Origin of the sequence: Shewanella sp. UCD-FRSSP16_17, assembly GCF_001675935.1 — a bacterium.
Classification (GTDB): Bacteria; Pseudomonadota; Gammaproteobacteria; order Enterobacterales; family Shewanellaceae; genus Shewanella; species Shewanella japonica.
Genome location: NZ_LZFV01000001.1, coordinates 746,822 through 762,942, shown reverse-complemented (window position 1 = coordinate 762,942; position 16,121 = coordinate 746,822). Strand labels below are relative to the sequence as shown.

Sequence of the window (16,121 nt, the reverse complement as noted above, 5' to 3'; positions counted from 1 at the left end):
CCTAACTGAGCTAGGTAAGGCTGGAATATATGATTACGATAAAATTTAATGGATTACAAGAAGAAGTAGGTCATAACCCGAGTTTGTTGCAGTTAATTGAGTCAAAGGAAATTAATCCTAAAACAGTGGCTTTAGTGCTGAATGAACAAGTGGTACCAAGAAGTCGCTGGGCTCAAATTGAGTGTCAAGATAGCGATAAAATAGATATTTTTTCAGCGGTAGCAGGAGGCTGACATGTTAACTATTGCCGATCACCAATTTGAATCTCGGTTATTTACCGGAACTGGCAAGTTTTCTGATACTCAAACCATGTTAGCTGCATTATCGACTTCGCAATCGCAGCTGGTCACATTAGCCATGAAACGTATCGATCTCAGCAAGAACTTTGATGACTTACTCACGCCTTTACAAGAAATGGGGGTAAAACTATTGCCTAACACCGCTGGCGCTCGTACAGCGAAAGAAGCCATTTTTGCTGCTGAGTTAGCTAGAGAAATGCTTGGTACTAATTGGGTTAAACTTGAAATTCACCCAGACCCTAAATACCTGATGCCTGATGCTATAGAAACGCTTGCTGCTGCCTCAGTGTTATGTGAAAAAGGCTTTACGGTGTTGCCATATGTTCACGCAGATCCAGTGTTATGTCGTCGACTTGAAGAAGTTGGCTGCGCTGCTGTGATGCCACTGGGTAGCCCAATAGGCAGCAATCAGGGGTTAGCGACAGAACCATTTTTAGAAATCATCATAGAGCAAGCTAATATTCCAGTCGTTATCGATGCTGGGATAGGTGCGCCTTCACAAGCGTGTCGGGCAATGGAAATGGGAGCTGATGCTGTGTTAGTTAACACAGCAATTGCGAGTAGTGCCAATCCTCAACATATGGCGACATGTTTTAAAGATGCTGTTAACACTGGGCGTATGGCTTATCTTGCAGGTCTTGGTAGTGTGACAAAACATGCTGAACATACCAGTCCATTGACACAGTTTTTAGAGAACTGATCAAACTGAGAAGTTTTTCATCAACCTTAGAGGTTATTTGATGGACGGTAGATTTTTTATCAGGATGAAACGATGAGTTTTAGTGATTATTTTAAACAATTAGACCTCGATAAGTTGTCCATGCAGTTATATTCCTGCACAGCAAATGATGTTGAACGTGCACTTGCTGCCCCGCAGCGTGATATCGACCACTTAATGGCGCTGTTATCACCAGCGGCATCTGCATATTTAGAGCAAATGGCGCAGCAAGCATATCAGATAACAAGACAACGCTTTGGTGCCAATATTGGTATGTACTTACCTCTATATCTATCTAATTTATGTGCTAACGAGTGTGATTATTGCGGCTTTTCAATGAGTAATAAATTGAAAAGAAAAACATTGTCTGATGATGAGTTATTAGCAGAAATTTCGATCATTAAACAACGTGGTTTTGATTCAATCTTATTGGTGTCAGGTGAACACGAAACCAAAGTTGGAATTGACTATTTTAGCCATGTTTTACCAATAGTTAAGCAACATTTTAGTTATGTTGCTATTGAAGTGCAGCCATTGAAAACAGAAGAGTATCAAGCGCTTGTAGCATTAGGCTTAGATGCTGTTATGGTCTATCAAGAAACGTATCAACCCATAACCTATGCTAAGCATCATACGCGTGGTAAAAAACAAGACTTCGTCTATCGGTTAACGACACCTGAGCGTGTAGCTAGTGCTGGTGTCGATAAAATTGGTCTCGGAGTATTACTTGGTTTGGATGATTGGCGTTTAGATGCACTGTTAATGGGGTATCATTTATCGTATTTAGAACGTCGCTTCTGGCGTTCTCGTTATAGTATTTCTCTACCAAGGTTAAGACCTTGTACTGGTGGTGTGCCCCCGAAAGTTGAGTTAACTGATAAAGGCTTAGTGCAAATGATTTGTGCATTCAGATTATTCAATGCACAACTTGAGATTAGCTTGTCAACACGTGAAGAACCCAGCTTTAGGAACAATTTACTGCCGCTTGGCGTCACCAATATCAGTGCAGGGAGCTCAACAGAGCCTGGGGGGTATCAAAACCCTAATACACAATTGGATCAGTTTGAAATAAGTGATGAGCGTAGCGCCAGTGAAATGGCAAATACTATGCGTACTATAGGCTTAAACCCCGTTTGGAAAGATTGGGAAAAAGCTTGGTGCTAGAAGTAAGATTGATAAACAATATTCTTTGTGCAAGGGAAGAAAATTGAAGCTCGCTCTCACTGTACAAAGTGCAAATTTTGTTTGATAATTGTTGTTAGTTTGATTGTCTACAAATTAGGGGGCAACGAGTATGCAAATACCTTCAGCAATGAGTTCAGGTGTTCAAGGCCTTCAAGGGGCTCAGAATGACCTTGCTCAGGCAACCACTACAGTGGCTAAACCAGAACCGGTTCAAACTTCATCTTCGGCCTATTTAGCTGAAGATACAGTTAGCTTGAGCAGTCAATCAAATTCGACAGATAAAGTGTCAGCACTAATTGATGCTCAACAAGCGGTTAATCATGGTCAAGCATCTGCAGAGGTCATTAATGTCGCCAATGAAAATGTTGGCACAATTATCGATTTATCTGTTTGATTATGATTAATGCGGTTAGCCACAGTTTGAATCCTAAAATGATTCAAACTGAACAATCTGTCACTCAATATAGCCAATCAGCTATAGCTAGGAATACTGTAACGCCGTTAACGGCAGTTTCAAATTCCGAAAAGACCACGATCTCATCAAGCCTGGTTTCAACTCAAGCTTCAAGTCAATCTGCTCAAGTATTAACTCAATCAACAATCCAAGCATCAAGTCCAAAAACGCCAACGTTTATTGCACCATCAACCCTAGTCGCATCTTCAAAGACTGCACTACTGACGTCAAGTAAGAGTGAACCTACAGCGTTACATGCGCTTGAAATACCACCTTCTCAAATTCGTCAGATGGATGGTTCAAGCCATGCTGATAAGCTAGCATTTCAAACGATAATTCCTATGGGGGCCTCATCACAGACTGCTATTTCTCAAACTTCATCAGAAAATAGCGCGACCTACAATTTAAAAACCGGTGCAGTCAATGTTGCGGGGCTAATGGGAGCGAGTGATATCAATCAAGCCGCTACTGTCATGCTAAAGAATGAAAAATCAACGGAACAGGATCCCATCATTAATCCTAATGCTGACACTTCTCAATCTGTGAACTCAGAACAAGCGGTCACAAGTTCTAGCCAGCAAGAGCCGACTGAACAAGAACAATCTGCAGAGAAAGATAAATTAGAAAAGCAAGACCAAGTAGAGCAGGCAGAAAAAGAACAAGCTGCTCAGGAAAAGGTTCAACAACAAAAAGATGAAGCAATTATCAAGGCACTTGCAGCAAGAGATCTTGAAGTTAAAACTCACGAACAAGCTCATGCAGCAGTCGGTGGCAATTATGCTAACTCTCCTGAATATACCTACGAAAAAGGTCCGGATGGTAAGCGTTATGCAGTAGAAGGTAAGGTAAACATTGATGTCGGAGTGATAGAAGGGGATGCTCAAGCTACGGTTACTAAGATGCAGAAAGTTTACGCTGCAGCAATGGCACCCGTTCAGCCTTCATCAGCAGATTTACAAGTCGCTGCAGAAGCAACTCGAAAATTAAATGAAGCCAAAAAAGAGCTTATAGTCGAGCGACAAGAAAAAGTAATGTCGACAGAGGAAACTCAACATATTAATGACTTAGGTCAGATTTTTAACAATGTTGATGGTGACAGCCTCAATAGTGGACTAGAGCTTGAACAGCTTAATTCCACATTGTCTGATCAATCAAACTTTCAACCAAACCCTCAATCAGAACGTGAAACCAATACACGTTTATCAGCCATTGATATCGCTGTTTAATCAATTATCAGCAATATGCTACAGCGTTATCGTCTATTTAATAAAAGCCTAAAGTCGAGTAAGCCCATGCTGGTGTAGAATCAGCGATTCCAATAATTGGCTAGCAGGACCTTGTCTATCGCGGTTGGGTACAACCAGTGAAAGTTGGATTTTCCGACTTGTGCTGCCGATTAATGACAATCTATGTAGTGACTTATTAGCAATGTCTTCACTGACTAAATAAGCGGGTAACCAACAAAATCCCAACCCATTTTTTAAAATGGTAATGGCCTCATGAAAATTAGTTACCGTCCAGCGTTGTTCTGACTTGAGCCAACCTGTCTCGATGGTTTTTTCTTTCGCAGTATCTTTAATAACGATTTGCAAATGTTGCGCTAATTCTTGATCGTCATTAATCACTGATTGTTGTGCTAATGCGTGTTCAGGGGCGCATACTAATATCATTTCTGATTCACAGATAGATTCTGCAATAAAGCCTTTCGGGGGGACACCACAAATAGCGATATCTGCTTGTTGTTGCGTAATTAACTCATGAGTACCAGAAATGACAGAATCGATAATAGTGACTCGAGTGCCCCGACTATGTGGTAAGAAGGCTTGCAATGCACCGACTAAATAGTGCATCGGATAGATGAGTTCTCGAGCAATGGTTAAATTTGGCTCCCAACCTTGTCCTAAATTACTGGCAAGTAACTCTAAATCATCCACAGTTTGAGTTAAATGACGGGAGCGTCTTAGTAATACTTCGCCTTGCTCAGTTAGGTAGGCTTTTCTGCCTTTAACTTCAAGTAACTGAATACCGAGCTGCGATTGTAATTTAGCGACTGCATGATTTAGTGAAGATTGACTTTTATTCAGTTTTTCAGCCGCTTGCGCGTATCCACCGTAATCCACAACTGATTGTATTATTCGCCATTGTTCTAGGGTGGATTTAGCTCTACTCATTTTTTTCTCTATTTGTATTTTACTATTTATATAAAAATGGCGCGTTGTATAACGCGCCATATAACAAGTTAAGCTTACTTGTTTGGTTTAATCTTCTCTTTTGAAGTGACTTGCACTGGCAAATACTTTTGAGTTGCTTTGATATTTGCTAAGTATGGGCCTTTATGCAGCGTTTTTGGCCAATCTAATAGCATCATTGCCAGCACATTTCGATGTTCTCCCATGACCATATCAGGATTTCCTCTTGGTGATGGAATAAGCTGATACTCAGGATTAAACGATGAGGTTATGTGATCTTGAGTTTTCTTCACCACAGGATGCTCTCGCTGGCCTGTAAGTAAGAAACTAATACCTACTTCGGCAATAATATCGTCAGTGGCGTCAGTTAAAATTCGTTCAATATTGCTATCGAAATAGTCTAAAATCCATTGGAATTCTTTTTGACTCACTTCTTGTTGATAATAGCCGCTTGCAGCAAAAATAAAGTGCGTCATACCGTAGAGTTTGTTTCTAAATTGCTTTTTATCTAATTCAGAATCCTGCTCATTTGGGTAAGTCTCGATAAACGCTTTTTTATATTCTGCGACATAATCGCCAACATTAAGCTGTTTAGCCCAATAGACATAGTTTACCAGTTGTGCTGCCCATGCTTTTATCATTGCAGGATCAGTTAATGCTGGCGCTAAATCGTATGATTTTACTGCCTTAACCATTTGCTGATGACAAGGTCCCATAAAGCCTAATTCATCAGTTCTACTTGCATAACGTAATAAAATATCACTGTAGAAAATGAATTCAGGGAAGGGAGCTAGTGCTTTTTTACGAGCTTTAGCACGAGGGCCTTTACCTAACACGCTAATCGCTTGTTGGCTTTGTTCATTGATAAAATTAGGTTTATCTACGTTACAAGCAAAGAAGTTTTGGCGCTCAGTAATGGTAATAAGATCAATTAAGGCAGCATTAGAATACTTTTCATCACCTGTCATTCGATACATTCTTAAACCATAATGCCCTTGAATTCTTGGCGGCAAAGAATACATGTTTTGTTCTAGGTTCACTTGAATTGCACTTCGTACTTGTTCATGTGTGAGCTGGTGATCGTTGGATTCACCAGTTTTAGCGAAACTTGCACCAGAGGTGAGTAACAAAGAAAAACTAGCTAAACAAGCAAATGATTTAATCTTTCGAATTGCCGTCATTTATGGTTCTCCTGATGATGGATGAAATATCAGTGGGTGGCGCTAGTATAATGGCCAATTGCTCGCTGAGAATTAAATTATCTTCGTTAACAATAAAAATTTCAAAAACTTGACGCGCTGTTACTGACGATTTACGAGAGTGAATAATGACATTAACAAGTGCTTGATACCATAGCGGTAAATAATACTCGATGCCTTCGTTAGCAATGCCGTTAAAACTATAGGTTAAATCTGCCGCTTCATACCAGTGTGAATTAAAACTATTATAAAAAGTGTTGTGTAATCTTGCTGTGTCTAAATGAGATGTTGAATAGAACTGCATTATTAACTGACTTCTAAACACTCTTAATTGCTGCTGATAAACGCTAGCTGCTTGCTCACGCGCCGAGGCTTGCAAGTGTGGGACACGCAGTTGTATATATTGGCTTAACCAATGCTGACCAAGTTGATGGTGGTCCGCTGAAGCACCAAATTTATTGTTTAAGTAAAATTGGCTGCCTCTAGCAAGTCCCGAAATAGCTTGCGCTATCGCGTCAATGACACTTAATGCTTGTCTTCTATTTTTGATTTTTTCTCGATAACTGATACTAACCTGCGCAAATTGATGGCCGATCACCGGGTAACGTATGATGTGGGTCGCTGTTTTTTCGCTAGGGTGGATAAATAACTCGCCTAATAAACGCTTGTTATGCCAAACACGTATAGTCGTATTTTGATTTGCATTTAACGTGAGACTTTCTGTATCAGTATCAGTATCAGTATCAGTATCTGTACCGGTAACGTTGACATTATTAGTTTGTTGCGAGGATAGATTATTATCGAGCTTATGAGCATAAGGTTTAATCACGTCGAATGTAACGCCAAAGTCACTTAGCACGTCCATGCTTTGTTCGATTAACGTTAACGCTGACGTTGTGCCCTGATATGCTTGATGAGGCAGCGTTGCGAGATACTGGCCAATATTCCATGGGGCTACATTGATGTTGTTTGTTCGAGAGTTTAAAAATCTTGTGATTTGTGCAGAGGTTAAATTGCTGTCGTAATATTGCGCTGAGTATATTGATGGCTTAGCGGCATTAGATGCCATTTTAATTGTTTTAACTGCAGCAAGTGGCGTTTTATTTTTGTCTTTCGCTCTTGTTTGGTAAGCAATCCAAGCACTTTTTCTGCATTGTTCATCAGGTTGTAAAATAAGGTATTTTGCTAAACTGATATCAAAATCTTTCTTATTTCTTGCGTTAGTTTCTACGTTACTCAAGCCGAGCGTTTCTTTTGACTTGATTCCCGCTGTCGCTGAGTTAATTGGTTGAGGTAATTCACAGCCAGATTGATTAAATACCATTGAGAGATGTTGGCTTTGTAAGTTTCGCCTAATTGTTGCTTGCGCATTATGGAGTTGCGACTTGAGGTTAATATCTAACTGTGTGGCTTTTAATGTGGCCAGTCTTAACGATAATTTGGCGTAGGTAGGCTCATCATTATCAAGCTTACTGATCAACTTCGTTAAGTTAGGAGAATTGAGCATGGCTTGTAATTCATCAGCAAGATGTAGCTGACACATTAAGATGCTTTCACGTTGATTATCTTGGGCTAAGTCACGATAGTAATTTAACCTATCATTGATGTTATTAAAGCCCAGGGTGAGCTGCTCAAATTGAACTGCTTGAGTTGAAGCACTGGCTTGAGTATCAAGCTGAGATAATGTTGGCTTAAATTGCAAACATTGCTGAATGAAGAGGTTTAAAGGACTGGCAACTGCCGGAGCAGTTGCCATAAGACTAAAAACTAGGATTACTACAAAAGTGTTCTTTTGCATAAGCGACGCGTTCTTCCACTGATAACGTCGGTCCTTTTAGACCTTCGACATGTTTAAGTCTTCCTACAATCCCTTTTCCATTTGCTGTTTGAATAGCAAGTCCGGGACGTGCATTGAGCTCAAGTAATAAAGGCCCACGTTCTTTATCTAATACCATATCGGTACCTAAATAACCCAGTTCACACATCTCATAAGCGCTTGATGCGGTATGTAACAGTGTGTCCCAATTGGGTACTTGAATTTTTGATAATTCAAAGTTGGTGTCTGGGTGTTTAAGCACTGGTTTATCAAATTGAACAGCATGCAGGCTTTTACCTGTCGCGATATCTAAACCAACCCCAACTGCGCCTTGGTGCAAATTAGCTTTGCCGTCTGAGGCTGCTGTAGAACATCGAAGCATTCCCATGACGGGGTAGCCTTTGAAAATAATCAACCGAATATCTGGAACGCCCTCATAACTGAAACCGTCAAAAACCGGGTCAAATTGAATTAAGCCTTCAACAATACCGACATCTGGCTTGCCGCCTAAGGAGAATAAGCCACTCAATATGTTTGATACATGACGGTAGACTTCATTAGGGGTAACTTCATCACCATTAGGTTTGTAGTAACGTCCATTTTCTACATGGGTAATAACTAAAATCCCTTTACCACCAGATCCTTTAGCGGGTTTGATAACAAAGCCACTTCGTCCTAAAACCATTTGTGGGATTTCATTAATTTTATGTTGTTCTTCAACAACACCAATTAAGTCAGGCACCGCAATATCGTTAGCTAGCGCAAGCTGCTTTGTAATCAATTTATCATCAACACGCTTGTAAAACTTACGTGGATTATATTTGCCAATATAATCGATATTGCGCTTATTCATGTTTAACACGCCATTTCGGCGTAACTCCCAAGGCCAAGCAAAGTTCATTACTTATCTCCAGCCAAAGGCTTAAAGCGTTTAAGCTCTGTTAAGCGATATCCTGTGTATTGTCCCATCACAAGAACTAAGGCTAAAATCACCAAGTGAATACCTAAGAAGTTAAATACCCAATGTTGGATTAGCGTGTTACTCATTGCCAAATAAGCTAAGGTTGCGACAAATAGACTGCCGCCACCTGCCATCATGACTGATTTAGGGCCTTCTTCTTCCCATAAAATCGACATTCTTTCAATCGTCCAAGCAAGAATAATCATCGGGAAGAAGGTAATAGTTAATCCTTCACTAAGCCCAACCTTATAAGAGATAAGGGTAAATAAGCCAATAATGAAAATAACCACAATGATGACGGCCGATATTCGGGATATTAGCAGTAAGTTGAGCTGCGATAAGTAAGAACGAATCATCAAACCAAACGCCACAATTAGCAAGAAGCCGATTAGACCTGTCAATAATGTAGTTTGTATAAAGGCGAGGGCGATTAATACTGGCATAAACGTACCAGACGTTTTAATCCCGATAATGACGCGTAAGAATACGACGACTAACACACCAATAGGAATTAATAGGATGCCTTTAAAGGTGCTTTGCTCTTCAAGTGGTAATTGATACAAAGAGAAGTCTAAGCTATCGCTATTCATCATCATATCGATAGAAGTCGCTAAGGCTGAGCGAGTCTCTTGTAACATTGAGAAGTTAACTTGTGAATTACTCCCCCCAGTTACATCGAGTACTGATAAGCCATTGTGCTGCCAAAGAACCAAGTTTTCAGGACGGCCTTGTTTATTATTTTCAACGTCAAATAATACCCACTCACCATCTTGGTAGACTTGAACATAGGGATTTAATTGTTGACGACGACGCTGATCTTCAAGCATTAAGCCGCTAACTTGTTTAGCAGGAACCCCTTTAGATTGCATCATATGTAAAAATAGTTGGGTACGAGTGTTTACCGATAACAACAGAGCGAGATTTTGAGATTGATTACTGTCATTAATCACAGACATAAGCTGTTGCGCGTAAGACAGATTACTGGCGCTTCGTTCCCATACATCATTGATAATTTGTTCAGCAGCACCGCGCTCTGTAACTTGCCAAAGGTATGGTTCAGGAGTCACAGGTTCTTCTTCTGCATCGACTGATAACTGACCCGTAGGCACTAATGTGACGCGGTAGTATAGAGATTGGCGGCCTGAAGCTTCACGTATTGACCACACGGCACGGCGATCTTCACCTTCAGAGATGTTTAGGCCATAACCCGCAGATGTGGCATTTTCAGCAAGCACGTCAAATGCGGGATCTTGTGGTAAAGACAAAGATGCTTCAGCAGGTTTGTCTGTGCCATTGAACATCACTTTGGCTTCAACTGACCAGCTTTGAACTTGTTTGCCCGGAAAAAACGGTACGTTATGCTCAACACTTCGATAAATACTGGTACTAATGCCAAATATAAAAAGTAGGGCGACAAAGATAAAAAACGGTTTACGAGAATGCATTTTAAGTCCTATTGGCTGTTAGTCGCTGCTTGTTGCGGTTTTTTACCGTGAATATAAATTTGGCCGACATCAACAACTGCAATGTCTTTCATAAACTTACGACCAAGCAGTAATGGATATTCAAGATGGCTTCGGTCGGTTAAGTTTAAATCTGTTTCAGCTGCATATTTGCCAATTTTTAGATGAGCATGGATCACTGGGCGTCTATCGTCTGGCGCATCTGCATCTTGTTTAATACGTACAAATCGCTCAACTTTATGCTCGAATGTATTACCTGGTTGATCTTTTCCATTGGTCATCACATCAAAACGAACCCACTGAACACCGTTTCGCTCAAAAAGAACGATATTTCTGGCATCTAATGATGAAGACTCTGCACCGGTATCAATACGTGTTTCAAATGACGCCTTAAGTTCATCGACATAAACATGTTCAACTTCACCAAGCATGATTTTGTCAGACACTGCAGATTCAGGACATTGCGGAGCTTCACTGAGCTGAGCAAGTGCTGCTGCATCATCATTCATTTTTTTAGATTGTTTTGCTAGTGCATCGGTAATCTGTAATTTTAGATCGTTTACTTCAGCGCTTAAGCTTTGCATCTCGGCGGTAGAGTGGGCGCATTGTGCATTAATGGCTTCAATGATGGCAGTTTGAGACGAAGCTAAATTTGCATTTAACTCATCACTTCCAACTGGCGTGATTTTGTCTTTACTTGCACAACCGGCCATTAAAGTAGCGGTGATTGATAAAACGATTACCTGCTTTAACATGACAATTCCTGTTATTAATACATCTGAATTTATTGTTTTTACTATTTGTTATTACTAACCAGTGTAAGGTTAGACTAAATCATGATTGGGTTGATTTTTTATTGCTATGATTGTGGCTCTTTTAGGAGCAGGATAACCCTCTACTGTTAAGCTCACATCATTAGGGTCAAGATAATCCACTAAAGATTCATTCTTCATCCACTGCGTAGAACGTTGTTCTGCCATAGATGTAATATCTACGTCTACACATCTAATATCGGTAAAGTCGCATTTCTTTAACCATAGCATGAGTGCATCTACAGAGGGTAAAAACCACACGTTATTCATCTTGCCATATCTATCTTCTGGTACAAGAACGGCATTTTCATCACCATCTATGACTAACGTTTCAAGCACAAGTTCGCCACCCATTCTTAATTGGTCGCGTAATTGAAGCAAGTGATCTATAGGTGAACGGCGGTGGTAAAGGACTCCCATTGAAAACACGGTATCAAAGGCGTCGAGTGGAGGTAACTCTTCAATGCCTAGCGGTAATAAATGAACAGGGTGCTCATTACCTGCTAGGCGTTTAACCGCTTCAAACTGGCATAAAAATAGTGGTGAAGGGTCAATACCAACCACACGTTTAGCACCAGCACCAAGCATTCGCCACATATGGTAACCACTGCCACAACCCACATCTAAAACCGTGCGGTTTTCAAGTGGTGAAATATGTTCTTTTACTCGGTCCCATTTCCAATCGCTTCGCCATTCAGTGTCAATGTCGATACCATGGATTTGAAATGGTCCTTTACGCCAAGGTTGAAATAATCCGAGTAAATTCTTTAGCTTTTCAGCTTGTCCCGTAGTTAATTGCGAGCCATCTCCAATTTGTACACCATTGAAGAGGTCTATTGTAGTTGGCGCTGGGTAATGTAGCTTATTGAGTACTTTTTCCCATTTAGGTAAATTGCCGTGTTTATGTTCACGTTGCCATTTACCTAATATTGCTGGAAGTTCTTCTAACCAATGTTGAAGATTCGAGTCTGCTATTTGCTGATAAAAAGAACTAAAACTAATCACTTTATTGCCACCATAGATGCAAAGTTAAAACATTGAAACCACACTGTCGAATGGCTAAAACCATTATCGGCAAAACGCTGTTGATGCATAGATAAGTTATCAGGGCGCATGACATTTTCTAATGCACTGCGCTTTTGGCTAATTTCTAATTCGCTATATCCATTGGCACGTTTAAAGTCTAAGTGTTGCTCATCCAGTAATGTCTGAATAGTAGCATCTTCAAAGCGTAATTTTTCTGATATGACTAATATACCACCTGGCAATAGTCCTTGATAAATTTTGGCGATGATTGCGTCTCTATCCGTTACAGGCAAAAACTGTAATGTAAAGTTAAGCACCACCATTGATGCGTTTGATATTTCGATGTCTCTTATATCACCACAAATTAATTCGACTTCGGTATCGCTAACGTAGGCTGATAGATTCTCTTGGCAACGAGACACCATTGATTCGCTATTATCAACGGCAATGATACGGCATTGACGCTGCTCAATTTGACGACGAATACTTAGCGTAGCTGAACCTAATGAACTTCCTAAATCGTAAACGTTAGATTTTGGTGTTACGTAACGATTAGCAAAATCACCTATGGTGCTAATGATTTGGGTATAACCAGGAACAGAGCGACGGATCATGTCGTTAAAAACACCTGCTACACGATTATCAAACTGAAAATCTGATATTTGTTCGCTAGCGGAAGCATAAATTGTGTCTTGTTGAGAATTCATCTGCAGTAACTTGAAAAAATCGTAATTTCATTTTAGCTAATCCTAGCAAATAGCAGCAAGTATCCTATTGGTATTTTTTGTATTTTTTTATTTATTTAGCTAATTTTGCATAATTTTTTAATGTAAGAGGTCAAATGGTCGATATAAATCGGTATGATGAACATAAATGTAAAAACTTTTACATTGTTAGCAGAAGTTCTTAATAAATTTTTTACAGAAGGGAATCACTGATAAAGTGGTAAACCTCATTATAAATCATTGTAGAGTTGGGACAATTTACAAAGGAATGCGCTTGAAGTTAATTAGAACATTATTAGTAATAGTACTGGTTATCCCTTTTTTCTTCTTCGTTTCAGCCAATGAAGGCACTTCTTCTGTTGCTGAATCGCTACCAAGTAGTATGACATTATCTATGAGTGAGGATGCTTATCCCTATCAATTTGTCGACGCTAAAGGTAACGCTGCAGGGGTCATGGTTGATTTATGGCGCGAGTGGTCAATAGTCACAGGCACCAAAGTGACATTTAAACCCATGCAATGGCATCAGTCTTTACAAGCCTTAACAGATGGACATGTTGATTTACATATTGGTATGGCGGTGACAGAAGAGCGACTGCGACAATTCTCCTACGCTGATAAAGTTTCGTCACTTCATTCCTATTTATACCTGCATAAAGATATCGCAAATAAAAAATCCATTACTGAAATTAAGCCTTTTAAAATTGGCATCATTGAAGGCACTTCTCACGAAGCCGATTTATTAGCCATAGAACCTAAATTAACCTTTAAATATTTTAAAACCAAACAAGCGCTATATGATGCTGTGGTAGCAGGTGAGTTATATGCTTTTGCTGCTATACAGGGTTATTACAATGGCATTCCAATCAATTTTGAATTAGCTAATAACTTTCATATTTCATCAAGATTACTGATCAAAGAAATTGATTTGTCTCCTGCAGTAAAGATAAAAAATGCAGCTTGGTTACCTGCGATTAATCAAGGTTTTGAGCAAATACCCACGCAGTTAGTTGATGAAATTGAAAAGCGTTGGTTTGGTTATCGTCGTGAATCAAGTGGTGTTGTCATTGCGATGCAGATGAATGTCGAACCTTTCGTTGATATTGGATTAGATGGTCTACCCCATGGTTTGTTTGTTGATCTTTGGCGTTTATGGTCTGAAAAAACAGGCATTGCTATTGATTTTATTCCAAGTGATATGAACGGCAGTATCGAGTTGATTAAGCAAGGTCATGCTGATGTGCATATTGGCTACCCGGAAAGCGATCAAATCAATACGGGGCTTAATAGGGCTAATCATATCTATTCTGTCAAAAGTCGATTTTTTAGCTATGAAAAAGAAATAAAAGACATTAGCGAAGTTGATGGAAAGCGTATCGGTTTATTTGCGACATCGCCTTACATCATCGAATTAAGAAAATTAGTTCCTAATGCGCAAATTCGTTATTACGACTCAATCGACCAATTAATAAAGGCCAGTCGCGACGGCGATATTGTTGGATTCGTTGCATCGAGCGCGTATACCTCACACTATTTACTTAACCATAAATCTTGGTCTGAGTTTTATCAGTTTAATGCCGTAGACTTTGATACCAATATTTATAACCTCACAAATTTAGAAGATGTTGAGCTTGCAGAGCGAATTGCCAATGGTTTTAAGCTGATTAGTCAGTATGAAATGGCGAAAATAGAGCAAAAATGGCTACTCAATAAAGCCGATAGGACGTTTTCTACTATTGATAAAAAAATCTATATCAGTAATAAGGAAAAGCAATACTTAGCTTCACTAGGTGCCATTAAGTTAGGTTACTTAACCGAATGGGCTCCAATGGAATATCAAAATGAACTAGGTGAATTTTCTGGTATTAATAAAGATGTCGTCAACATTATTACCCATCAGCTTGGTATCGACATTATTCCAGTAGCGTATCAGAACTGGAGCATGCTCAATCAAGATTTAAAAATGGGGAAAATTCACCTTGTCGGGAGTATGGCGAAAAATAGCCATCGTGAACCAAACCTTGAATTCACTGAGGGCTATTGGCCGTCACCTTGGGCAATTGCCACTACATTAACCCAGCAACCATTGTTTAACCTAAGCCAATATAATGGTAAGCGCATTGCTGTGGTTAAAGATTACAATGTGATAAATATTTTAAGGCAGCAATTTCCAGGCCTTGAAATTGTGCAAGTAGAAAGCACGAAAAGTGGCTTGAGTGCAGTGTCTTCCGGTCACGTAGACTTGTTCATTGAACAGGTTGTTACACTGGCTTACGCCCTTAATGAAGGGGGCTTTCCTGATTTGAAAATGGCCTTGGTTGCTGATTTAACTGAGCAAAAAAGTCACATTGGTGTCTATCCAAAATTAAAAGAACTGGTACCGATATTAAATCGAGCAATTGAAACCATTGATGAAACTAAACAGCAGCAATTATACCAAGACTGGGTCGCAGTCGATTTACGGTCAGAAGCTGACAAGTACCAAAAGTGGTTCAACATTGTGCTATTTGGCTTGCTGATTATCAGTGTGATTACGTTTGTTGTGTTCTTAGGTAATAAGCGCCTTAAACTTGAGATTTCTCGTCGCAAGAATGCTGAAAAGAAAATAAAATTTATTGCAGAACATGATCCTGTGACCAAGTTACCTAATAGAGGATTATTAGATGACCGTTTGGCTTGCGCAATCAATAGCCATCACCGAGAGCAGGTGAAATTTGCGTTGTTATTTATCGATTTAGATAAATTTAAAATGGTGAACGATCAATATGGTCATCATATTGGTGATGCGCTATTGATAGGCATTGCTGACTTGCTTAAGACGGTGGTGAGAAAGTCGGATACCGTGTCGCGATTTGGCGGTGATGAGTTCGTTATCTTACTTAATAAAATTGAAAGTGCTCAATGTGCAGCCAAAGTCGCCGACAACATTTTAAACGTGCTCAGTGAGCCAATTAAGGTGGGAGAGATTTCGTTAACCGCATCTGCAAGTATTGGCATTGCCGTTTATCCAGATGATGGTGATGACCCGATTTCATTGTTACAGTTCGCTGATAAAAAAATGTATACAGTGAAAAAGCAGGGTGGTGATAAACACAGCTAATCGTTGCCATTGGCTCAAAAATGGCCAAAAGCAGCCAAAACATTATTGTTTGCTGCTTTTTTGCACGCTTATGCTGCTAAGTTTTTCCTAAACTCTAGCCAATTGCAGTAAACTGATTGATACTTCCTAGCAAAAATTACGCACTCATTTATTAAACGCTAAATTGGCGTATTA

Annotated in this window: 14 protein-coding genes; 6 read left to right on the top strand and 8 right to left on the bottom strand. The window is 39.7% G+C overall.

The features are described from left to right. The first annotated feature begins 29 nt into the window (after positions 1–29). From thiS to A9267_RS03225, 5 genes are all read left to right on the top strand, one after another. Complete coding sequence (gene thiS, locus A9267_RS03245) at positions 30–233, top strand: sulfur carrier protein ThiS (protein ID WP_065108213.1); 204 nt, start codon at positions 30–32, stop codon at positions 231–233. 1 nt (position 234) lies between these two features. After that, positions 235–999, top strand: coding sequence for a thiazole synthase (locus A9267_RS03240; RefSeq protein WP_065108212.1), 765 nt, complete (start codon positions 235–237; stop codon positions 997–999). A gap of 72 nt (positions 1,000–1,071) precedes the next feature. Next, entirely contained in the window at positions 1,072–2,181 is a 1,110-nt protein-coding gene (gene thiH / locus A9267_RS03235) for a 2-iminoacetate synthase ThiH (protein ID WP_065108211.1), read from the top strand. A gap of 130 nt (positions 2,182–2,311) precedes the next feature. After that, positions 2,312–2,596 carry a hypothetical protein gene (locus A9267_RS03230; RefSeq protein WP_065108210.1) on the top strand — a complete coding sequence of 95 codons (285 nt, stop codon included), beginning with the start codon at positions 2,312–2,314 and terminating at the stop codon, positions 2,594–2,596. Positions 2,597–2,634: 38 nt separating this feature from the next. Further along, a complete protein-coding gene (locus A9267_RS03225; RefSeq protein ID WP_197495504.1) occupies positions 2,635–3,882 on the top strand; it encodes a putative metalloprotease CJM1_0395 family protein in 1,248 nt (415 codons plus the stop codon). A gap of 48 nt (positions 3,883–3,930) precedes the next feature. Here A9267_RS03225 and A9267_RS03220 read toward each other — a convergent pair whose 3' ends face one another. The 8 genes from A9267_RS03220 to cmoA form a co-directional block, all read right to left on the bottom strand. Next, on the bottom strand, positions 3,931–4,827 hold the full coding sequence (locus tag A9267_RS03220; protein ID WP_065108208.1) for a LysR family transcriptional regulator: 897 nt from the start codon (positions 4,825–4,827) through the stop codon (positions 3,931–3,933). 74 nt (positions 4,828–4,901) lie between these two features. After that, positions 4,902–6,026: a DUF3541 domain-containing protein gene (locus tag A9267_RS03215; RefSeq protein ID WP_065108207.1), complete on the bottom strand. Its 1,125-nt coding sequence runs from the start codon at positions 6,024–6,026 to the stop codon at positions 4,902–4,904. Next, positions 6,004–7,800: a hypothetical protein gene (locus tag A9267_RS03210; protein ID WP_065108206.1), complete on the bottom strand. Its 1,797-nt coding sequence runs from the start codon at positions 7,798–7,800 to the stop codon at positions 6,004–6,006. The genes A9267_RS03215 and A9267_RS03210 overlap by 23 nt, the downstream gene beginning before the upstream one ends. Positions 7,801–7,804: 4 nt before the next feature. Beyond that, positions 7,805–8,761 carry an alpha-L-glutamate ligase-like protein gene (locus tag A9267_RS03205; protein WP_055025899.1) on the bottom strand — a complete coding sequence of 319 codons (957 nt, stop codon included), beginning with the start codon at positions 8,759–8,761 and terminating at the stop codon, positions 7,805–7,807. Next, positions 8,761–10,266, bottom strand: coding sequence for an inactive transglutaminase family protein (locus tag A9267_RS03200; protein ID WP_065108205.1), 1,506 nt, complete (start codon positions 10,264–10,266; stop codon positions 8,761–8,763). Before A9267_RS03200 ends, A9267_RS03205 begins: the two co-directional genes overlap by 1 nt. Positions 10,267–10,274: 8 nt before the next feature. Beyond that, on the bottom strand, positions 10,275–11,039 hold the full coding sequence (locus A9267_RS03195) for an ATP-dependent zinc protease family protein (RefSeq protein ID WP_055025901.1): 765 nt from the start codon (positions 11,037–11,039) through the stop codon (positions 10,275–10,277). 69 nt (positions 11,040–11,108) lie between these two features. Further along, a complete protein-coding gene (gene cmoB, locus A9267_RS03190; protein ID WP_055025902.1) occupies positions 11,109–12,101 on the bottom strand; it encodes a tRNA 5-methoxyuridine(34)/uridine 5-oxyacetic acid(34) synthase CmoB in 993 nt (330 codons plus the stop codon). Beyond that, positions 12,098–12,829 carry a carboxy-S-adenosyl-L-methionine synthase CmoA gene (gene cmoA, locus A9267_RS03185; RefSeq protein ID WP_065108204.1) on the bottom strand — a complete coding sequence of 244 codons (732 nt, stop codon included), beginning with the start codon at positions 12,827–12,829 and terminating at the stop codon, positions 12,098–12,100. Before cmoA ends, cmoB begins: the two co-directional genes overlap by 4 nt. Positions 12,830–13,121: 292 nt before the next feature. Between cmoA and A9267_RS03180 the strand changes: the two genes are divergently transcribed. Further along, positions 13,122–15,947, top strand: a complete 2,826-nt coding sequence (locus A9267_RS03180; protein WP_065108203.1) for a diguanylate cyclase domain-containing protein — start codon at positions 13,122–13,124, stop codon at positions 15,945–15,947. Positions 15,948–16,121 lie beyond the last annotated feature (174 nt).